This window comes from Egibacteraceae bacterium, assembly GCA_040905805.1.
GTDB lineage: Bacteria > Actinomycetota > Nitriliruptoria > Euzebyales > Egibacteraceae > DATLGH01.
In genome coordinates, this window is the sequence record JBBDQS010000165.1 from 23,407 (window position 1) to 43,788 (window position 20,382).

The 20,382-nt window shown below is 73.8% G+C and carries 19 protein-coding genes; 7 read left to right on the plus strand and 12 right to left on the minus strand.

Going from position 1 to position 20,382, the window contains the following annotated elements; genetic code table 11:
• The coding region (locus WD250_17385; protein MEX2621987.1) for a ParA family protein at positions 1 to 1,049 on the plus strand (1,049 nt) is incomplete at its 5' end.
• The gene (locus WD250_17390) at positions 1,046 to 1,948 is read left to right on the plus strand and encodes a ParB/RepB/Spo0J family partition protein (protein MEX2621988.1); all 903 of its coding nucleotides are present in this window, start codon (positions 1,046 to 1,048) and stop codon (positions 1,946 to 1,948) included. The genes WD250_17385 and WD250_17390, both read left to right, overlap by 4 nt.
• A gap of 1,050 nt (positions 1,949 to 2,998) precedes the next feature.
• Here WD250_17390 and WD250_17395 read toward each other — a convergent pair.
• Positions 2,999 to 3,970 carry a D-alanine--D-alanine ligase gene (locus tag WD250_17395; GenBank protein MEX2621989.1) on the minus strand — a complete coding sequence of 324 codons (972 nt, stop codon included), beginning with the start codon at positions 3,968 to 3,970 and terminating at the stop codon, positions 2,999 to 3,001.
• The gene (locus WD250_17400; protein ID MEX2621990.1) at positions 3,967 to 5,250 is read right to left on the minus strand and encodes a PLP-dependent aminotransferase family protein; all 1,284 of its coding nucleotides are present in this window, start codon (positions 5,248 to 5,250) and stop codon (positions 3,967 to 3,969) included. The genes WD250_17395 and WD250_17400 overlap by 4 nt, the downstream gene beginning before the upstream one ends.
• Before the next feature lie 126 nt (positions 5,251 to 5,376).
• On the opposite strand from WD250_17400, the gene WD250_17405 reads away from it, so the two are divergent.
• Both WD250_17405 and WD250_17410 read left to right on the plus strand, forming a co-directional pair.
• Complete coding sequence (locus tag WD250_17405) at positions 5,377 to 5,589, plus strand: hypothetical protein (protein MEX2621991.1); 213 nt, start codon at positions 5,377 to 5,379, stop codon at positions 5,587 to 5,589.
• Positions 5,586 to 6,212, plus strand: a complete 627-nt coding sequence (locus tag WD250_17410; protein MEX2621992.1) for a GNAT family N-acetyltransferase — start codon at positions 5,586 to 5,588, stop codon at positions 6,210 to 6,212. The genes WD250_17405 and WD250_17410 overlap by 4 nt, the downstream gene beginning before the upstream one ends.
• A gap of 93 nt (positions 6,213 to 6,305) precedes the next feature.
• Here WD250_17410 and WD250_17415 read toward each other — a convergent pair whose 3' ends face one another.
• From WD250_17415 to trxB, 3 genes are all read right to left on the minus strand, one after another.
• Positions 6,306 to 7,391, minus strand: a complete 1,086-nt coding sequence (locus tag WD250_17415) for a peptidoglycan-binding protein (protein ID MEX2621993.1) — start codon at positions 7,389 to 7,391, stop codon at positions 6,306 to 6,308.
• Positions 7,392 to 7,435: 44 nt separating this feature from the next.
• On the minus strand, positions 7,436 to 7,765 hold the full coding sequence (gene trxA, locus WD250_17420) for a thioredoxin (GenBank protein MEX2621994.1): 330 nt from the start codon (positions 7,763 to 7,765) through the stop codon (positions 7,436 to 7,438).
• A 268-nt stretch (positions 7,766 to 8,033) separates the two neighbouring features.
• Positions 8,034 to 8,981, minus strand: a complete 948-nt coding sequence (trxB, locus tag WD250_17425; protein MEX2621995.1) for a thioredoxin-disulfide reductase — start codon at positions 8,979 to 8,981, stop codon at positions 8,034 to 8,036.
• A gap of 134 nt (positions 8,982 to 9,115) precedes the next feature.
• On the opposite strand from trxB, the gene WD250_17430 reads away from it, so the two are divergent.
• Entirely contained in the window at positions 9,116 to 9,592 is a 477-nt protein-coding gene (locus WD250_17430; GenBank protein ID MEX2621996.1) for a hypothetical protein, read from the plus strand.
• A gap of 43 nt (positions 9,593 to 9,635) precedes the next feature.
• On the opposite strand, the gene WD250_17435 is transcribed toward WD250_17430, so the two are convergent.
• From WD250_17435 to WD250_17455, 5 genes are all read right to left on the minus strand, one after another.
• Positions 9,636 to 10,667 carry a hypothetical protein gene (locus WD250_17435; protein ID MEX2621997.1) on the minus strand — a complete coding sequence of 344 codons (1,032 nt, stop codon included), beginning with the start codon at positions 10,665 to 10,667 and terminating at the stop codon, positions 9,636 to 9,638.
• The gene (locus tag WD250_17440) at positions 10,664 to 11,311 is read right to left on the minus strand and encodes an RNA polymerase sigma factor (protein MEX2621998.1); all 648 of its coding nucleotides are present in this window, start codon (positions 11,309 to 11,311) and stop codon (positions 10,664 to 10,666) included. Before WD250_17440 ends, WD250_17435 begins: the two co-directional genes overlap by 4 nt.
• Positions 11,308 to 13,020: a protein kinase gene (locus WD250_17445; GenBank protein ID MEX2621999.1), complete on the minus strand. Its 1,713-nt coding sequence runs from the start codon at positions 13,018 to 13,020 to the stop codon at positions 11,308 to 11,310. Before WD250_17445 ends, WD250_17440 begins: the two co-directional genes overlap by 4 nt.
• 109 nt (positions 13,021 to 13,129) lie before the next feature.
• Positions 13,130 to 15,295 (minus strand): DUF6049 family protein, encoded by a 2,166-nt coding sequence (locus WD250_17450; GenBank protein ID MEX2622000.1) that lies wholly within the window; start codon positions 15,293 to 15,295, stop codon positions 13,130 to 13,132.
• Positions 15,292 to 15,756: an NUDIX hydrolase gene (locus tag WD250_17455; protein MEX2622001.1), complete on the minus strand. Its 465-nt coding sequence runs from the start codon at positions 15,754 to 15,756 to the stop codon at positions 15,292 to 15,294. The genes WD250_17450 and WD250_17455 overlap by 4 nt, the downstream gene beginning before the upstream one ends.
• A gap of 55 nt (positions 15,757 to 15,811) precedes the next feature.
• On the opposite strand from WD250_17455, the gene WD250_17460 reads away from it, so the two are divergent.
• A complete protein-coding gene (locus WD250_17460; protein ID MEX2622002.1) occupies positions 15,812 to 16,948 on the plus strand; it encodes a PilT/PilU family type 4a pilus ATPase in 1,137 nt (378 codons plus the stop codon).
• Between the two features lie 19 nt (positions 16,949 to 16,967).
• Here the strand turns inward: WD250_17460 and WD250_17465 are convergent, their stop codons facing one another.
• A complete protein-coding gene (locus WD250_17465) occupies positions 16,968 to 17,648 on the minus strand; it encodes a response regulator transcription factor (GenBank protein ID MEX2622003.1) in 681 nt (226 codons plus the stop codon).
• Positions 17,645 to 18,781 carry a sensor histidine kinase gene (locus WD250_17470; protein MEX2622004.1) on the minus strand — a complete coding sequence of 379 codons (1,137 nt, stop codon included), beginning with the start codon at positions 18,779 to 18,781 and terminating at the stop codon, positions 17,645 to 17,647. The genes WD250_17465 and WD250_17470 overlap by 4 nt, the downstream gene beginning before the upstream one ends.
• Before the next feature lie 200 nt (positions 18,782 to 18,981).
• On the opposite strand from WD250_17470, the gene WD250_17475 reads away from it, so the two are divergent.
• Positions 18,982 to 20,322 (plus strand): hypothetical protein, encoded by a 1,341-nt coding sequence (locus WD250_17475; protein MEX2622005.1) that lies wholly within the window; start codon positions 18,982 to 18,984, stop codon positions 20,320 to 20,322.
• Positions 20,323 to 20,382: the final 60 nt, after the last annotated feature.

Genomic DNA, 20,382 nt, shown 5'->3' on the forward strand with positions numbered 1-20,382 from the left:
CGGGTGACGGCGCCCGTGAAGATGCGACGCAGGCCCGGGACGGCGCGGTGGTGCCCGCAGAATCGGACGATGGCGCCCGTGAAGATGCGACGCAGGCCCGGGACGGCGCGGTGGCGCCTGCAGAACCGGGCGATGGCGCTCCCGTGGATTCGCCGCCAGCGCACGATGAGCCGCCTCCGGCGGCCTATGAGAGCCCCGGGGAGGCCATCGCTGCGGGTGTCCTCTCCCCTCACTTCGACCGCGCGCGGGTCCTGACCATCGCGAACCAGAAGGGCGGTGTGGGCAAGACCACCACCGCCGTGTCCGTCTCGGCAGCCTTGGCGGAACTCGGCTCCCGGGTCCTGCTGGTCGACCTGGATCCGCAGGGCAACGCCACGTCCGGCGTGGGCGTCAAGGTGGGGCCGACCCACCCGACCATCTACGACGTGCTGGTGGGGGGGGTGGACCTCGAGGATGCCATCGAGGCGACCAGCGTCCGGAACCTCTTCGTCGTGCCGGCCAACCTGGACCTCGCCGGCGCCGAGATCGAGCTGGTCAGCGCATTCAGCCGTGAGCAGAAGCTCCGCAACGCGCTCGAGCCGATCCGCTCGGAGTACGACATCGTCCTCATCGACTGCCCCCCGAGCCTGGGCTTGCTCACCGTCAACGCCCTCTCGGCTGGCGACGGCCTCTTGGTCCCGATCCAGTGCGAGTACTACGCCCTCGAGGGTTTGGGGGCCTTGCGCCGCAACGCGGACCTGATCCGCGCCCAGCTCAACCCCGATCTCGATATCACCGGCTTCGTGCTCACGATGCTGGATGCGCGCACCCGGCTGAGCCAGCAGGTGGTCGACGAGGTCCGCACGCACTTCGGGGACAAGGTGTTCAACAGCCGGATCCCGCGCTCCGTCAGGCTCGCGGAGGCTCCCGGCTTCGGGCAGCCGATCACGGTGTTTGACCCGGGTTCCCGGGGCTCCATGGCCTACCGTCGCCTGGCCGCCGAGCTACTTCAGCGCCTCGTCACCAATGGACCACCGCCTGACCGGCGGACGGAAGGAGCACCGGCATGAGCAGCAGACCGAGTGGGCTGGGCCGGGGCCTGGGAGCCCTGATCCCTTCCGCAGCACCGGGATCAAGCGGTCTGCTGAGCCTGCGGTTGACCGCGATCGTGCCGAATCCGCGCCAACCGCGGGGGGTCTTCGACGACACCGCGCTGGAGGAGCTCGCGCACTCCCTGCGGGAGATCGGGGTGTTGCAGCCGGTCCTGGTCCGCCCCGCCGGGGAGGGACGCTTCGAGCTGATCGCCGGGGAGCGGCGCGTTCGTGCCGCCCGGTTGGCCGGGCTGGAGGAGATCCCCGCGGTCGTGCGCGACTCTCGGGACAACGACCTGCTCACCGAGGCGCTGGTGGAGAACCTCCATCGCAGTGACCTCAACCCCCTGGAGGAGGCGGCCGCGTACCAGCAACTGCTCGATGACTTCGGCATGACCCACGACGCGCTCGCCGGGAAGCTCGGCAAGTCCCGGTCGGCCATCTCCAACGCCCTGCGGCTCCTGAATCTGCCTGTCGGGCTGCAGCAGGCGGTCGCCGGCGGCGCGCTGTCCGCCGGCCACGCCCGTGCGATCCTGGGTCTTGATGACCGTGACCGCCAGGAGCAGGTGGGACGGCGGGTCGTGGCCGAGGGGTTGTCGGTCCGTGCGACCGAGGACCTGGTCCGTGCTTTGCTCGCTGCGGCTGTAGCCGACGACGCGGGCGAGGAGGATCAGGGCACGGGGCGGCGGCAGTTCCCCTCCCCCTATGACGGGCTCCAACGCCGGTTGAGCGATGTCCTCGCGACACGGGTTCGCATCGCCGGGACGCCGTCACGGGGCACGGTCGTCATCGACTACGCCGGGCAGGAGGATCTGGAGCGTCTCCTGGGCGTGCTCACTCGCGGGACAGGCGAGGACCTCCTCAGCGAACCAGCCTGAGACGTGAACCGCCGGAGCGCCAGCGGAGGCGATTCTCCGCTGTGCGGGGTGTGGCGGTCGTGCAGCGACCGCCCTGGATGCTGACCCCGGGACGTTCGGTTGCGCTGGACGAGAAGGGGCCTTTGACCAGGCAGAATGCGCTCAGACGGCCGCTGTGGCCCGCTGAGCGACCGTCTTGGGTGATGGGATGGCTGCGGTGGGCCCCTGCGACCTCGTTCCCGGCCCACTGTCGGCTGGTGCGGCTGGCTCGGTGGGCGGATGGCGGTCGGCGCGGTGGGCGGATGGCGGCGGGCGGATGGCGGTCGGCGCGGTGGGCGGATGGCGCGGCGGGCGGCGGGCGGATGGCGCGGCGGGCGGATGGCGGCCGGCGCCACCGGCGCGGTCGGTCGGCGCCGAGGCGGATTGATACCGCTCGCACAGTGCGGAGAAGTCCCAACCCCGGCCTGGGCAGCCATGGCAGCAGGGAGGTCTCGGTCATGCCGGGGCAGATGTCAACCTCCACCTGAGGTGCAGGCCGCGCCGTCGTTTCACGTGGAACGAGATGGCCGTGGCCGCGCCCAGTGCCGTCGGCACATGGACAATCCGGCGTGGCACGCAGGACCGGGCGAGAACTCCCGAGGGGCGCCGGGTATAGCTGGACCCGCAGGGCACATCTGGGGTCAGCATGGCGCCGAGCCATCCGACCGCTCCGCGCCCTGGTGGGTGCAGGGATCCGAGGTGCAACCGGACCCCGCACCCGACGGAGCCACCAGGTGGGCAAGGCCCATGGACTGCTTCGGAAACCAGCGTGCGCACCAGCCGGATGCACCACCGGCATGAGTTCACCCGAGTGGGTTCGGTGGGACTCACGCGCGGGGCCGGCGAGGCTCTCCTCAGTGAGCCCGGCCTGGCGCCACGGGAACCGCTCCTGCGCGGCACCCGAAGGTCAGCTGACCAGCGAGAACGCACTCAGACGGCTGCCGTGGCCCGCCGGGCGACCGCCCGGGGTTCATGGGTGGCCCCTGCGGCCCACCGTGTGGCCCGCCGGGCGACCGCCCCGGTCGGGGAGAGCTACGAGCGGCTGATGACGCGCGCCTGCGGCGCGGTCGGCTGGGCGACGAGGCGGATGATCCGCTCGCACAGCGCGGCGAAGTCCCAGCCTCCGGCTTGGGCGGCCATCGGCAGCAGGGACGTCTCGGTCATGCCCGGGCACGTGTCGAGCTCGAGGAGCCATGGCTGCCCAGCCTCGTCCACGATCATGTCGGCACGGCTCACGTGACGGCAACCCACCATCTCGTAGGCCGCGACCGCGACCTCGCGGCATCGTTGCAGCACCGGCTCGTCCAGACGTGCCGGGGCGAAGAACTCCGTGGCGCCGTGGGTGTAGCGCGCGGCGAAGTCGTAGGTGCCCGCCCGCGGCACGATCTCCACTGCGGGCAACGGCTCGCCGTCCACGACCGAGACCGCAACCTCGGCTCCCGCCACGAAGCGCTCGATGAGGACCACCTCGTGGTAGCTGAAGGCGGTGACCAGAGCCGCGGCCAGGTCGCCGCCCGCTTCGACCCGGCGCACCCCCATGGAGGCCCCGCCCTGGGAGGGCTTGACCACCAGGTCGTCGCCCAGGCGCTCCGCGACCCGTCCCAGGGCGCGGGCAGCGCCCATGTCCTGGATGGCGTCGGCGGACACCGCCACCCAGTCGGGGGTGGGGATGCTCGCCCGAGTGAGCAGCCCCTTGCACACGCCCTTGTCCCAGGCGATCGCGGACGCGATCGTGTCGGGGCCGGTGTAGGGCAGGTCGAGCAGCTCCAGCAGGCCCTGGATGGTGCCGTCCTCGCCGGCCTTGCCGTGCAGGGCCAGGTAGCAGACGTCGACGTCGGCCTCCAGCAGGCGGTCGACCAGGCCCTCGTCCAGGTCCAGCCGGGTCACGTGGTGGCCGCGGTCCGCGAGCGCCTCGGCGACACGGCGGCCCGAACGCAGGCTGACCTCCCGCTCGAGGGAGAGCCCGCCGGCCAGGACGGCCACGCGCAGCGCCGCGGAGCTCATCGCCGGCCTCCCCGGCCCGGCGGGGGCTCGCGATGCGGTGGCTCGGGGTGCAGCGCCCGGACGAGTCCGACCTCGGCACGGATGACCTCGGCGAGACGCCGGACGCCCTCGCGGATGCGCTCGGGATTGGAGAACCCGAATGACAGCCGCACGTGATCCCCACCGCCGCCGTCCGCGTAGAAGGCCTGGCCGGGGACGTAGGCCACGCGGGCCCGGATCGCCCGGGCGAGCAGCTCGCGGGCGTCCAGCCCGTCGGGCAGACGGACCCAGACGAAGAAGCCACCCGCGGGCGCGCTCCAGCGGCAGTCGCTCGGCATCTCGCTGGCCAGGGCGTCCAGCAGCGCCTCACACCGCTCCCGGTAGACCTCGCGCGAGCGATCGACGTCGTCCAACCACGCGTGGGCGGTCAGCCAGCGGTGCGCCACGTACTGGGTGAAGTTCGAGTGACAGAGGTCGGCGGCCTCCTTCAGCAGGATCAGCTTGTCGCGGATGGGCCCCTCGGCAGCCACCCACCCGATGCGGATACCCGGCGCGAACACCTTGGACAAGGTGCCCACATAGACGACTCGTTCGGGGTCTAACGACTTGAGCGCGGGCCGCAGCTCCCCCTTGAAGTCGAGCAACCCGTACGGGTTGTCCTCCACCACGAGGAGGTCGAACTGCTCGGCCAGCTCGAGGATGCGCTCCCGTCGGGCCGTCGACAGGGACACGCCAGCGGGGTTCTGGTGGTTCGGCACGGTATAGAGGAACTTGGCGGTGCGCCCCGTGTCCACCAGCCACTGCAGGGTCTGCTCCAGCGCCTCGGGGATCAGCCCGTCGGCGTCGATCGGGACGTGGACCACCGCCGCCTGGTAGGCGGAGAACGCGCCGAGGGCCCCGACGTAGGACGGCCCCTCGGCCAGCACGACATCCCCGGGGTCACAGAACAGCTTGCCGACGAGGTCCAGCCCCTGCTGGCCGCCGCTGGTGATGACCAGGTCGTCGGCGTGGGCGGGGATCGACTCGGCGCCCATGACCTGCACCAGCGCCTCCCGCAGCTCCGGGAGCCCCTGGCCGCCGCCGTACTGCAGGGCGGTCGCGCCGACGTCGCGGATCACCGACTCGGTGACCTCGGAGAAGGCGTCGTAGTCGAGCCCGGCGGTGTGGGGCATGCCGCCGGCCAGGAACACGACCTCCGGGCGGCTCGCCACGGCGAACAGCGCCCGGATCTCCGAGGCCGTCATGCCCCGGGTGCGCTGGGCGTACCGGGCGCGATAGCGGTCCATCTGAATCTCGCTCACGCCACTCCCCTCCCACCGTGTCCGACGACTCCAGACTGCTTTGCAGGCTACACCTGCCCAGGCAGGCGGCGGCTACACTCTCGGACACCCCTCGGTTTCCCGCGGGGTGGTGAGGAGACCCACCCGGTGCACCACACGCACGCGCCACCGCACGACGCGGGCCCGCCCACGCCGTTTCGGGCCACGCCGTTTCGGGCCACGCCGGTCCGCGCCACGACGGTCCGGGCGCTGACCGGCCTGCTCCTGGGCGCCGCCGCCGGCGCCGCCGCCGCACTCGCGACCCCTCGTCGATCCACCACGGCAGGCGACGAGGAAGGCCCCGTCCCGCCGCCGTCATGACCCGCCGCCTGCACGACCTCACGCTCGCCGCTCTCGACGACCTGCCCGCGTCCTGCCGCAGCTGCCTGTTCTGGGAGGTGCACGGGGCCCCGCGCGGACCCGCCGACGAGCCCGGCCAGGCCCGGGACCGCAAAGAGGCCTGGTGGCAGTCGACCCAGCTGGAGTGGGGCACCCCGGGCAAGGCGGTCTACGGGGACGGCCATCTGGTGGGGTTCGCCATGTTTGCCCCGGGCGCCCACTACCCCAGGGCGCGCCAGCTCGGCGGCGTGTCCGACGACGCCCTGCTCCTGGCCACCCTGTGGGTCGACCCCGACTACCGGGAGGCGGGCCTTGGGCGGGTGCTGCTGCAGAGCGCGCTGCGGGAGACCCACCAGCGGGGGAGCCGGGCGCTGGAGGCGTTCGCGGACCGCCGGTCCTCGCAGGGTTCCCGGTGCGTGCTGCAGGAGGACTTCCTGTTGGCCAACGGCTTCACGGTGGTGCGCGAGCACCCGCGGACCCCGCTGCTGCGGATCGACCTGCGCCAGACCGTGCGGTGGCAGGAGTCGCTGTCCTCCGCGCTGGAGGGCGTCGCCGCGGCCCTCAGCCGCCGCGAACGCGTCCCCGCTCCCGCCCGGTCGGGGTGAGCGCCCCGGGTCAGCATCCGGGGCGGTCGCTGCGCGACCGCCTCACCCGGCACAGCGGAGAATCGTCCTCGCCGGCTCGGAACGATTCACGGGTCAGACGGCCGCGGCCTCGTCGACGGTGTAGTAGGCGGCCACGGACTCGGTCAGCGCGGCGGCGAGCCGCTCCTGGGCGGCGGGGTCGGCGAGCCGGGCCTCGTCGACGGGATTCGTGATGAAGCCCGGCTCCACGACGATGGCGGTCATCCGCGTCTCGCGCAGCAGCGCCCAGGTCATCGGGTGGACCCTGCAGTCGGGCACCCACCCGGCGGCGACCATGTGGTCGCTGGCGAGCTCGGCCAGGCGCTGACCGGCCTCCGAGACGAAGTGGGGGGCGCCGAAGTAGTAGGCGGCGGACCCGGCGGCTGCCGGGGTGCCCACGGCGCCGACGCCGATCGACAGCACGACCTCCGCGCCCTGGTCGTTGCCCAGGCGGGCGCGGGCGCTCTGGCTGGGGTTGTTGCCGGGGCCCCGGGCGAGGGTGACCTGCGCGCCGCGGGCGCCGAGCCGGGCGGCCAGGCGCGAGGCGATCTGCCAGCTCACGTCGGCCTCGGTCACACCCGAGGGACCGACGTGACCGGGGTCGCCGGGGCCGTGGGAGGGGTCGACCAGGATCCGGGCGCCGACCAGGCCCCGGCCCGACAGCCGGCGCAGGGCCTCGCGTTCGCGGGCCCGGATCCCCGCGCCGGAGGTCTGGTGGTCGCGGCGCATGCGGCGCAGCAGGTCGATGGTCGCGGGCCCGGCGACCCCGTCGACCTCGAGGCCCACGTTGCGCTGGAAGTCCTCGACGGCGGCGTGGGCCAGCGGCCCGAAGATGCCGTCCTCGCTGCCGGCGTCGAAGCCGAGCTGGTTGAGGCGGTGCTGCAGGTCGCGGACGTCGTCACCGCGCATCATGATCCGGGTGCGCCACAGCAGCCGGTCCCCGAGGGTGTAGCCGGCCTCCACGAGGATCCGCCACGTCTCGGTCCCCACGACCCCGTCGGCGGCGAGCCCGCGGTGGCGTTGGAAGCGCTGCACCGCCTCACGGGTCGCGTCCCCGAACACCCCGTCGATGCGGAGCGTGGGGTCGTCGACAGCCGCGAGGCGACGCTGCACGTCCTCCACCGCGGGACTGGCGTCGCCGTGGCGGATGAGGAAGGTCACGTCGGGCAGTGTACGGACCACCCCTTCGCCCGCCCGCGCCGGGGTCAGGCGGGGAGGAACTCGTCGACCTCGGCCAGGAGCTGGCTCTTGCCGCGGGCCCCCACGATGCGCTTCTTCTCGACCCCGTCCGCGAACACCATGAGCGTCGGGATGGACATCACCTTGTAGGAGCGGGCGGTCTCGGGGTTGTCGTCCACGTTCAGCTTGACGACCTTCAGCGTGCCTGCCTTCTCACCGGCGATCTCCTCGACCACGGGGCCGACCATCCGGCAGGGGCCGCACCACTCCGCCCAGAAGTCCACGAGCACTGGCTGCTCGGAGCCGAGCACCTCGGTGCTCCAGTCCTGGTCGGTCACGGCCTTGACGTCACTCATGTCGGGATCCTTCTCGAGATCGTGGGAACCACCGGCTTGCTCCTGTCAAAACCAGCATGGCACACGTGGTATTCCCGGCCGGCGCCGCCCCCTAACCCGGCGGCGGCGGCGCCGGCCGCAAAAAGCAGCGAGGGGCGCGAGAACGCGCCCCTCGCGCGCGGTTCGGATGACGGGGGGACAGCCGAACCGCGGGCTTGAACTGTCACCTAGCGTACACGGAAAGTGCTCAGTGTGCGAAACACTGACTGAGCCCGGTCGGGTCGGCCCCTCACCACGTGCTGGAGTCGGGCGGCGCCCCGAGCCAGCGCTCGGCGTCGATCGCCGCCTTGCAGCCCATGCCGGCGGCGGTCACAGCTTGGCGGTAGATGTGGTCGACGACATCCCCGGCCGCGAAGACGCCGTTGACGCTCGTGGCGGTCGTCGGCTCGGCGACCGTGATGTAGCCCTCGTCGTCGAGGTCGAGCTGGCCGCGGAACAGCTTGGTCGTGGGGTCGTGGCCGATCGCGACGAAGACCCCGTCGGTGCGCATCTCCTCGCGCTCGCCGGTGTCGACGTTCTCGAGGATCACGCCCTCGACAGCCTGCTCGCCGAGGATGTCGGCCACCTTCGTGCCCCACACGAACTCGATCTTGTCGTTCTTGAAGGCCCGCTCCTGCATGATCTTCGAGGCGCGCAGCTCGTTGCGGCGGTGCACGATCGTGACCTTCGACGCGAACTTGGTGAGAAAGCCCGCTTCCTCCATCGCCGAGTCGCCGCCGCCCACCACGATCAGCTCGCGGTCGCGGAAGAAGAACCCGTCGCAGGTCGCGCAGCTCGACACGCCCCGTCCGGTGAGGCGGCTCTCGCTCTCCAGGCCGAGCCAGCGGGCGGTGGCGCCCGTGGAGACGATGACGGTGCGCGACCAGTAGGTGTCGTCGCCGACGACGACCTTGAACGGTGACCCGTGCGTGAAGTCGACCTCGTCGACGTCGTTGGTCACGTAGCGGGTGCCGAACCGCTCGGCCTGTCGGCGTAGGTCGGCCATCATCTCCGGCCCCATGCGGCCGTCGGGGTAGCCGGGGTAGTTCTCCACATCGGTGGTGAGCATGAGCTGCCCACCTGCGTCGCGGCCCTCGATGACGATGGGCTCGAGGTCGCCGCGCGCCGCGTAGAGGGCTGCGGTGAGACCCGCGGGTCCGGATCCGATGATGACGACGTCGTGGTCGGCCGTGGGCATGGTGGCGGTCTCCTGGATGTGCGGGGGTGTGCGGGGCGGTGCCGGTGCCGTGCGGGTGTCAGGACGGTGAACCGTCCGGCTGGTCTGGGTATTCCGACACTTAGACTAACCCCATGCCCTCGACGAGCCGATGCGTGAACCACCCGCGTGAGGAGACACGGGTGTCGTGCACGACCTGCGAGGCCCCCATCTGCCCGCGGTGCATGCACCAGAGCGCGGTGGGTCACAAGTGCCCGGCGTGCGCGCGCCCGCCCCGCGGCAGCCGCCTGCGCGGCAAGCCCATCCACTACGTGAAGGCGGTTGGTGCCGGGCTGCCCGTGGCGGCGGCCGGTGGCCTGGTGATCCTGCAGCTGGTCGCCGTCGTGCGGTTCGGGATCGTGATCTTCTCGGCCCTGCTGGGCGCCGGGGTGGGCATGGTGGTCCGCTGGGGGGCGAACGGCCAGACCCAGCCGCCGTTTCCCGCCGTGGCCGTCGGCTGCGCGGTCGGCGGCCTGCTGCTGGCGTTCTGGATCGGGCTGGGCACCCCGATCCCCCTGGGCCCCCAGGGCCTCTGGTTCGCCCTCGGTCTGGCGGCCGCGGGCTACTTCGCGGTGCGGGGCCTGCACCGCTAGGGCGCCGACGGGTCAGGGCCGGGGCGGTCAGGCCCCCGGCTGGTCAGGGGCCGGGCGCCGCAAGCTCCAGCGCCAGGACGCCGGTGCAGTCCGACACGGTATGCGCCTGGACCGTGACGCGGTCCAGGGTGGTGGCATCCGGGCTCGCGCCGACCAGGACGTAGACCAGCAGGGAGCGACCCTCGAGCACCGCGGACTCCACCAGCACCGGGACCGCGGGGGGGACCGCGCCGGCCTCGTCCAGGCAGGCCCCCGGGGCGGTGCCCCCCTGGAAGGTGGGGGCCGCGGCGAGCACCGCGCGGGCGGCCGTGGCGGGCTCCTCCGCCGCGTCCAGGGACCGCCCGAGCAGCGCGGCGGCCTCCGCCAGGTCCGTGTAGCGCGCCCGGACCGCCGCCTCGTCGGCCAGGACCACCGCCTCGTCGCGCAGGACCGGCAGCCCGTCGCCCGCCTGCCCCTCCAGGGCCTCCCCCGACGGCGCCGGCGCCGGGGCGCGGCCGGTCGCGTCGTCGTCCGCCTGCTCGTCGGCGAGGCCCGACTCCTCGGCCCCTTCGAACTGGCGCATGTCCCCGCCGTCGGCCGGGGGCGCCTCCGCGGCGCTGTCGGCGGTCTGCTCGTTGCTGCCCCCGAAGCCCTGGATCAGCCCGCCGCCCACCAGGGCCAGGGCCGCCAGCCCGGCGGCCACGCCCGCCACCGCCGACCACGGCGTGCGCCGTCGGGATGCCAACGTGGTCACCGGCGCGGGCGCCGGCGTGTCGGCTGCGTCCGCTGTGCCGTCGGACCGGTGCGCCGGCGCCGACCGGTCGGCCGGGTCCGCCGCGGCGCCCGCGGCGTGCGGGGCGCCCGCCTCGGCCAGCCGCCGGCGCAGGCGCTCGGCGGCCCCCGGCGGGGGCTCGACCTCCTCCACGCCGCGCAGCGCGCCGAGCATGCGGGCGGTGGTGTCCAGGCGCCGGCCGAGCGCATGGTCGTGGGCCAGGCGCGCCTCCACCGCGGCCGCGGTGTCGGCGTCGAGCTCGCCGGTCAGGTACGCGGACAGGACCGCGCCGTCGAAGGGGTCGGGGGTGGGGGCGTCACTCATGGCGTGGAGGTAGGAGGTCGAGCGGGCGCCGAGGGTTCCCCGGGGGTGCCACGCCCGCCGGCCTCGTCGGATGCGGCCAGCGCGGCGGCGAGCCGGCCGTGCGCGCGGTGGATCCGCGACTTGACGGTCCCGACGGCCACGTCCCAGCGCGCGGCGATCTCGTGGTAGGGCACCCCGTAGACGTCGTGGAGCACGACCGCCTCCCGCTGCGCGGGCTCCAAGGTGCGCAGGGCCGCGACCAGCTCCGCGCCGAGCTCGCGGGTGGCGAGCACATCCTCCACCGCCGGCTCGTCCAGGGCGGGGGCCTGGCCGGGCGGGCCGTCGTCGCGCGACTCGGGGCCCAGCGGCACGGTCTTCGGCCGGCGGCTGCGCTTGCGGGCCAGGTCGTTGCAGGCGTTGGTGGCCACCCGGTAGAGCCACGTCGAGAACGCCGCGGTGCCCCCGAACGTGTCCGCGCGGCGCAGGAGCGCGACAAAGGTGTCCTGCAGGGCGTCCTCGGCGTCGGCGGCGTTGCCGAAGTAGCGGTAGCAGATGCCGTACACGCGCCGGCGGTGGCGGGCGACGAGGGCATCGAACCCGGCGGGGTCGCCGCCGACGAACGCCGCGACCAGCGCCTCGTCGCTGTCGGCCTCGGGGGGCGTCACGCCCGCTCCCCCCGCACGGCCACCTCCGACAGCTGCACGCGGAACCGTCCCGACCCGTCGGGCTGGAGGTTGCCGGTCACCCACACGAGCACGTACTGGCTGACCACCGGGCTGGAGAAGACGACCTGGCTGAGCTCGTCGGCGTCGGTCCGGGTCCCGGCCTCGAGCCATCCCTCAAGGGTGCCGGCGGGCTCGGAGGCGGTGCGGACCTCGTAGGTGATGCCCGGGGTGTCGGTGCGCAGGGCGACGCTGTCCACCTGGTGGGGGGCGCCGAGGTCGAGCCAGAAGCCCAGCCCGGCCTTCAGGCCGCCGAAGTCCGGCGTGTTGTACCCCACCGACTCCCAGCTGGTCGTCGGGTCGCCGTCGAGCAGCGCAGGGAGCTCGGCACCCGACTCGCTGCCCGTCCCGCCGGGGTCGAACAAGGTCATCGAGGCGGGGGCGACCAGCTCCACGTCGGGCTCGGCGCGCTCCTCGGGGGCCGGGTCGGTGCCCCGGGCGAGCAGCGCCACGCCCGCCGCCCCGACCGCGAGCACCGCGATCCCCAGCAGTGCCCAGGCCACGCCGGCGCGCCGCCGCGGCCGGGACGGCTGGGGCCCGGAGGGCTCGCGGCCCGCGGGTCGCAGGTCCGAGGGCCGGGGGCCCGGGGACGGGGGGCCCGGGGGCGGGGTCCGATGCCGGCCCGAAGGCGGTGCGAGCTGCGGTTGCCGCGGCGGGCCGGTGGCACGGGCGCTCCCGGTGGCACGGCCCCCCCGGGCGGCCCCCGGGGGGGGGGCCGGGGGGGGGCGGGCGGCGGGGCGCCGCCCGGGGGGCGCGGGGTCGTCGGGGTGCCCGGCGAAGGAGGCGAGCGCGTCCGCCAGGTCCTCGGCGGTGGGGAAGCGGTCGGTGGCCTCGCGCGCCAGCGCCCGCTCGATCACGGCTCCCAGCGCGGCGGGCAGGTCGGGGCGCACCGAGCACAGCGGCGCGGGGTCGTCGGTCAGGCGGCGCGCGGCCGTCTCCACGGCGGTGGTGCCGCCGAACGGCCGGCGCCCCGTCAACGCCTCGTAGAGCACGCAGCCGAGGGCGTACTGGTCGCAGGTGCCGTCGAGTGGCTCGGAGCGGATCTGCTCGGGGGCGACGTACGCGGCGGTGCCGAGCACCGTGCCGGTGCCGGTCAGGTCGGCGCCGGCCCCGGCGACCTTGGCGATCCCGAAGTCGGTGACCTTCACCGACCCGTCGTCGCCGAGCAGGATGTTGGCCGGCTTGACGTCCCGATGCACCAGGCCCTGCGTGTGGGCGAAGCCGAGCCCCCGGGCGACCTGCTCGCCGATGCGGGCGGCGTGGGCGACGTCGAGGGTGCCCTGCTCGTCCATGAGGTCACGCAGGGTCGCCCCGTCGATCAGCTCCATGACCAGCCAGGCGCGGCGCCCGTCCAGACCCGTGTCGTAGATGCCGACGACGTGGGGGTGGGCGAGCTTGGCTGCGGCGACCGCCTCGCGGCGGAACCGCTCCAGGAACTCGTCGTCCTCGGCTAGGTGGTCGTGGAGCATCTTGACGGCCACGTCGCGGGCCAGCTCCTCGTCGCGGGCCCGCCACACCGACGCCATCCCCCCGTTGGCGATCAGGTGCATGAACCGGTAGCGGTCCTGCAGCGTCGCTGGCGGGGCGTCGCCCCGCGCGTCGCCCCCGGCCCCGTCGGGGGCCGGGGCCGGCCGATCAGTGGGTTCACGCATGGGCAGGAGGTCGGCACCCGCGGACTGGTTCGAGGACGAGACGTCACGACGCCGGGTTGGCGCCGCGCGGTCGAGTGTACGTGCGGCGGCGGGGCATGCGCCGGGCCGGCTAGCGGCGTTCTTGGGCCCGTGCCTGCGCCGGCGGGTGGGGGGCGGCCTCCTCGCCGGTCTCCGGTCGCCCCCGCCGCCGGTGCGTCACCTGGCGCACGCCCCACACGAGCAGGAACAGCCCCGCCCCCACGGTGACGACCAGGGCGGCGATCGACACGGCGGTGGAGCGCACCACCAGCGTCTCCTCGGCCAGGGTCACCGCCCCGTCCACGTCCTCGACGAAGACCCTGACGGGCGCCCGGCCTCCCGGGGTGACCGCCGTGGCCTGGAAGGTCAGGGTGCGGGTGCCGCCCGCGGGCAGCACCCATCCGCCGAGCTCGTCGGGTGGCTGGCCGATGGGCTCCTCGTCGAAGATGAACCGCTGGCTCTCCAGCCGGACCCGGATCCGCACCGGCACCTCCGCGTCGTTGGTCACCGTCACGGGCACGGGGCCCTCGGCCTCCATCCAGACCTGCGGCCCCTCCTCGATGCTGACCGCGGAGTAGAGCCCGGCGGCGGTGCCCGCCACCGCGGCGATCATCTCCCGGCCCTCCGCCGACTCCGGCGGGGTGCGGTAGCTGACGGACGCCGCCGCCCGCAGCATCAGGTCGAAGCGTCGCGGCGTGCGGTCGTCGACCCCGGCGAGCACCGTCGCCAGCGACCCGAGGGCGTGGCGCGCCTGCTCCAGCGCGGTGACGTAGGTGGGCGACAGCTGCCGGGACCGGCGGGCCGCAGCGACGTCCAGGCGCGCGGGGGTGGGCTCGGGGTCCACCGTCCGGGCCAGCTGCGAGAGGGTGGCCGGCTCGGTCCAGGGCGCCGCCTCGAGGGCGTCCATCAGCGCCCCGGCGAAGCCGCGCACGGGGTTCCACGTCTGCGGGGGTGCGAGCACGAGGCCGCGGACGTCCTCGGTGAACGGGCGCTCGAAGTAGACCGCCGCGGTCTCGGCCACGATGCGCTGGACGCCGATGGCCACGCCGTCGGGCGCGCCGTCGCGGGCCAGGACCGCCTCCAGCCACGGATCAGGGACGAGCACCGTCGGCGCCCAGCCGGCCGTGGAGGCCAGCTCGCGCACCGGCGAGGGCGTCAGGCCACGACCATCGGGGATGTCGAGGGACAGCTCGCTCAGGACCACGGTGTCGACCGCGACGTCGTCCAGCAGGGATGCGGTGGCGGGGGTGGGCGCGGCGGCAGGCCAGATGGCCCCGGCCAGCGGCTCCGCGCCGGTGTGGTCGGCGACCGCCCGGCTGCCCTCCGCGACGTGGCGCGCCGCCTCGAGATCCATCCCGCCGTCGAGCAGCGCCCCGAGGTCGGCGCGGGCGTAGGGCATGGCGAGCACGTCGACGTCGGCGCGGGTGGCGACCGCACGGGTGCGCTCCAGCAGCCGTGCGGCCTGGGCGGGCAGGTGGTCGTCCGGCGCGAGGTCGGTCGTGCCGCGCTCGTCGCGGGCCGCGAAGCCCCCGCTGAGGGCGCTGGCCGTGTCCAGCAGCAGCGCGTCGGGGACGACGGTGGCGGGGAACCCCTCGCGTCCGGCCAGGCTGCCGATCAGGCCCTGCAACCGCCCGGCCTGCCCCAGCTCGTCGAGCAGCTCCTGCCGGTCGTAGGTGCCGTCCGCGCGCAGCATCGGCGGTGCCGTGACCGGCAGCAGCAGGGCCGTGCGCACCGGGCTCTCGACCTCCTCGCCGGCGAAGACCACGGCGGTGCGCACCTCGTCCAGCACCGCGCCCCCGTCCTGGAGCTGCAGGCGCAGGGGGTACACGCCGAACTGGTCCACGCGCCGCAGGCCGAGCTCCGCGGCCGTGTGCGTCACGTCCGCCTCGGTGCTGTCGCCCGCCCGCAGCAGGTCGATCTCCTCGGAGAAGCCCTCGACGACCGCGCCGAGCTGCCCGTCGTCCACGGCCATCTGGAACGCGAAGCGGCTCGCGACCGCGCTGTGCACCGTCCCGACGACGCGCAGGCCCTCGGCCTCGTCGGCGCCGGGGTTGGCCACCCGCACACGCATCTGGAGCTCGCCGCCCGGCGCGAGGACGCCCCGCAGGGCCGTCACGGACAGCGACGGGTCGTCGTCGCGGTCGAGCTGGGCGCTCGCCGGCGGGGCGGACAGCACGAGCGCGGCGGCAGCCAGCGCCACGAGCACGGCGGCCGCCGGGCCGGCGCCGCTGCCAGGCCAGACCCGGGGGTGGGTCACCGGGGGGCGTCCGGGGGAGCGGCGGCGGCAACGGGGTCGGCTCGGGCGACCAGGTGGCGCTCGTTGGCGTGGGACAGGCGCTCGAGCGCCTCGTCGAAGCGCAGCCAGACCACGTCCTCGGCCTCGTCGTCGCGGGTGTGTGGCGCCCCGCCGCTGTGCCGCATGAGGTAGTAGTGCACGAACTTGTGGTAGCGCACCTGGTCGGGCTTCCACACGAACCAGTAGTCCACGACCCCGAGCTTGTCCGTGATGGTGCAGGCCAGGCCGGTCTCCTCGCGCACCTCCCGCACCGCGGCGTCGGTCAGGTCCTCCCCGTCCTCCAGGCCGCCTTTGGGCAGGGTCCACTGCAGCTCTCCGGCAGCGTTGCGTCGGGAGATGAGCACCACCCACCGCCCCTCGGGCCGATCGTCGCAGACCAGCCCACCGGCGGACACTGCCCGCTTCGTGGGATACCGGGCCATGGGGTGAGCATATCGCCGGTCAAGGGATCACCTCGGCCGGCCGATACCCACCGCAATGGACATCCACGATTACTTGCGACTGCTCGTCGAGCGCGAAGGCTCCGACCTGCACCTGAAGGCCGGGGGCCCGGCGTTCATCCGCATCGACGGCGACCTCGAGCAGTGCGACGGGCTGCCGGCGCTCACCCCGGCGATCACCGAGGGCTTCGCCCGAGCCATGCTCGAGGGCGACCCGTTGACACTGTTCGAGGCCGGCGCCGAGGCCGACTTCGCCTACGCCGTCCCGGGTCTCGGGCGCTTCCGGGTGGCGGTGTTCCGCCAGCGGGGGTCGGTGGGGCTCGTGCTGCGCCGGGTGCTGGCCGGGGCGCTGTCCTTCGACGAGCTCGGGTTGCCGCCGGCTGTGCGCAAGCTGGCCGAGGAGCACCGCGGGCTCGTGCTCATCACCGGACCGACGGGGTCGGGCAAGACCACCACGACCGCGGCGATGATCAGCCACATCAACGCCACCCGGGCGTGTCACATCGTCACCGTCGAGGACCCGATCGAGGTCATGCACACCGACCAGCGCGCCATCATCGACCAGCGCGAGGTCGGGGTGGACACCGTGGACTTCGTCTCGGCACTGCGCTCGGTCGCCCGCCAGGACCCCGACGTGATCTTCATCGGCGAGATGCGCGACATCGAGACCGTGACCGCCGCCCTGCAGGCCGCCGAGACCGGGCACATGGTCATCTCGACGCTGCACACCACCGACGCGACCGAGACGGTCAACCGCATCATCGACATGTTCCCGCCGTTCCAGCAGGGCCAGGTCCGCCTGTCCCTGGCCAACTCCTTGAAGGGCATCGTCTGCCAGCGCCTGCTCCGGCGGGCCAACGGCGGCCGGGTGGCCGCCATCGAGTGCATGGTCATGACCACCCGCCTGCGCGAGTTCGTGCTCGACGCGGACAAGACCGACGAGATCGTCGACGCCATCGCCGAGGGCGCCTACTACGGCATGCAGACCTTCGACGCCCACCTCCTCGAGCTGGTCCGCGACGAGGTCATCACCATGGCCGAGGCGCTCGACGCCGCCACGAGCCCCCACGACCTGCGCATCGCGCTGCGGGCGGCGGGCGTGGTCGCCGCACCGGCCCCGGCGCCCGCACCGGCCGCCGTGCCCCCGCCCGCGGCGAGCGCCGTGGGCCGCTAGCGCGTCCACACCTGCGGCGTCACGCGTCCCCCGGCGGCAGCGGCCCGTCGGTGTGGCCCGGCTCGACGAGTCCTTCCTCGTAGGCGACGACCACGGCCTGGGCCCGGTCTCGGACGTCGAGCTTCGCGTAGATCCGACTGACATGGGTCTTCACGGTCGCCTCGGAGAGGTGGAGCTCGGCCGCGATCTCCTGGTTGGAGCGACCGCCCGCGAGCGACCGCAGCACGTCGTGCTCCCGCTCGGTCAACCGCTCCAGCGCGCTCGACCCGCTGGGGCGCGACCGGTCGACGAACGCCGCGATCAGCCGCCGGGTGATCGCGGGGGCGACGAGGGCCTCGCCGGCCGCGACCATCCGGATCCCGGACACGAGCTGCTCGGGGGGCGCGTCCTTCAGCAGGAACGCGCTTGCCCCTGCCGTCATGGCCTCGTACAGGTGCTCGTCGAGGTCGAAGGTCGTGAGCACGAGCACGCGCGTAGCGGGATTGGCGCGGACGATCCTGCGGGTCGCCTCGATGCCGTCCAGCCGCGGCATCCTGATGTCCATCACCACCACGTCGGGCGTGAGCCGGCGGGCCCGCTCGATGGCGCCGAGACCGTCTCCGGCCTCCCCGACGACCTCCATGTCCGTCTGCGACCCGACGATGTAGACGAAGCCGGAGCGGACGAGCTCCTGGTCGTCGGCGATCACGACGCGGATCATCGCCGGTCCTCCGTCGTCGGCACGATCGCCTCGAGCGCGAAGCCACCGCGCGGGCCGGGACCGACGCGGAGCTCGCCACCGTAGAGCGCGACCCGTTCCCGCATGCCGGGTAGTCCTTGCCCGTCGCGGGGGCGCCCGCGGTGACCGGGCCCCTGGTCGTGGACCGCCACCTCGACGGCCTGGGGGCGGTAGCGAAGCGTCACGTCCGTCCTCGGGGCGCCGGCGTGCTTCCGGACGTTCGTCAGGGCCTCCTGGACGATGCGGTAGACCGCCAGCGCGACGCCGGCCGGGACCGCCCGTGGCTGGCCGTCGTGGTGCAGGTCCACGGGCAGGCCCGCCCGCCGGTGCTGCTCGACCAGGTCCTCCACCGCCTCGATGCCGGGCTGGGGGGCAAGGCCCGCCTCCCCGTCGCCACCGGGCGTCTGGAGCATGCCGAGCACGCGCCGGAGCTCGTCGAGCGCCTGGCGACCCGCGGTCTCGACCGCGCCGAGAGCCTCCCGTGCCCGGGGGGTGTCGTTCCCGTCGACCGCAACGCGCGCGACGCCCGCCTGCACGGTCATGAGGCTCACCGCATGGCCCACCAGATCGTGCAGGTCACGGGCGATGCGGGTGCGCTCCTCCATGGCTGCCCGTCGTGCGCGCTCCTCGATCTCGCCCCGGCGTCGCCGGACGAACAGGCCGATGCCCGCCCACACGCCCAGCACGACGATCGTGGAGAGCGCGTCGAGAACCGACTCCGTCATCGGGTCGCGGGCCAGGAACACCCCGATCGCCACCGCCACCGACGTGCCGCCCACGAGGGCCTCCCGGGGGGAGGCGTGGACCGCGAGCGAGTACACGGCGAGCATCGCCGCCATGAACTCGCCGAAGGAGCTGGCCGGCACCGTGAGGACGGTGTCCAGGAGCATCGCCGGCAGGAACGCCACCCCCGGCAGCCACGGGACGGTTCGGCGCAGTGCGAGCGGGAGCGTCATGAGCGCCCCACCAGCCAGGTGCAGGGCGAGGACCCCCTCATGGGCGTCTGCGCCAGCGATCAGCTCGATCGCGGTGTACGCGAAGAGGAACGAAGCGACGGAGAGGTCGCCGACCACAGTGGTCCGGTGTCCGGCCAGCCTGCCGAGGTCAACACGCACGGGAGCCTCCGTTCGAGTCACGTGACCGTAACGCGCCGGGCTGTCCGCGTCCGCCCTCCCGGGGACCACCCGCGTCCCCCTGGGGATGTACACGGCTGCTCGGCGCGTCATCCCCCAGGGATCCGATCGGGCACCGGGGGAGGACGACGTGGGGCAGGGATCGATCGAGGCTGGAGCCACCCCGATCGAAGGAGCACCCCGTGACGACCACGCGCCCCACCGACACCGTCCCCCCGACGACCTCCCGACCACGCCGCATCGGCTACCGGATCCTGCTCAGCCTGCCGGCCCTCGCGGTCGCCCTGACGGGCGGTCACCTCTTGGTGACCGGCTGGGTCAGCACCCTCGACGGCGGCTCTCACCGCTTCCACGACCTCGCCTGGGGCACCCTGGAGGGCGTCGTCATCCTCGTGGGTCTGCTCGTCTCGCTGCGGCGACCGACGCAACGCCCCGGGGCGTACCTCCAGGTCCTGGTCGGCTTGGGAGCGCTCATGGCGACGATGGCGATCATCGTTGAGACCGACATCGCCACATTCGTCGTCGTCGCGCTCGTCGCGATCGCCGGTGTCCTGCACCCCGCTCGTGACCGGCTGTTTCCGGCTGGGACGTGGGACGGGTTGGGCTTGATCGTGGGAGCGGTCGTGGCGGCGCCCCTCGTCTGGTACGCGTTCGAGCAGGCCGCGCTGCACCGCGGGGGACTTCCGACCGATCCCCATGTCGAGATGGCGCACTACGCCGGGACGACCGCCGCCGCACTCGCCCTTGCCGGCCTTGCGCTGCTGAGCGCTGCGCAACGTCCCGGCCGACACATCACCGCCGGGTCAACGGCGGTCGGCCTCTCGATCCTCGGGGTGTCCTCTCTGCTGTGGCCCCACGTCTCATCCAGCTTCGGTGTCGCGGGCGGCATCGCCGCGCTCGCCGGCGCCGCCGCCGTCGCCTGGACGGGCCTGCGCCCGGGACCGGCCACGCGGGATCGGACAGCCACCCGCATCGTGACGTCCGTCCTCGTCGTAGCACTCGCGCTGCTGACCGCCTGCTCGGGCGACGATGGGGCCAGCCCCGACGCCGACGACGCTGCGCAGACCGACACCGACGGCTCGGCGATGACGGTCACGGGCGTCGACTACGCCTTCGAAGCTCCCGAGGAGGTCGCCCCCGGCACGACCCTGACCTTCACCAACGGCTCGGATGCGGAGGTCCACGAGATGCTCGTTCTGCGGGTCGACGACGACGAGACGCGCCCGCTCGACGAGCTGATCGGGCTGTCCGACGCCGAAGCGCAGGACGTCACGGAGTTCCGCGGCATGCTCTTCGCGCTCCCTGGCGAGGAGGGCATCGACCCGGAGGCCCCGGACGCGGACGGCTCGGTCACCCTCGACGAGCCCGGTCGCTATCTCCTGCTGTGCTTCATCCCCGAGGGCGCCGACCCGGCCGCGTACGAGGAGGCGCTCACGGGGGAGGGCGAGGGCCCGCCTGAGGTCGAGGGCGGCCCGCCCCACGCGGAGCTGGGCATGGTGCACGAGCTCACCGTGAACCCCTGACCAACTTCTCGGCATGCCGTCCCGTCGACCTGGCTCGCGGCCGGTCGAGGGGGCGGCGCG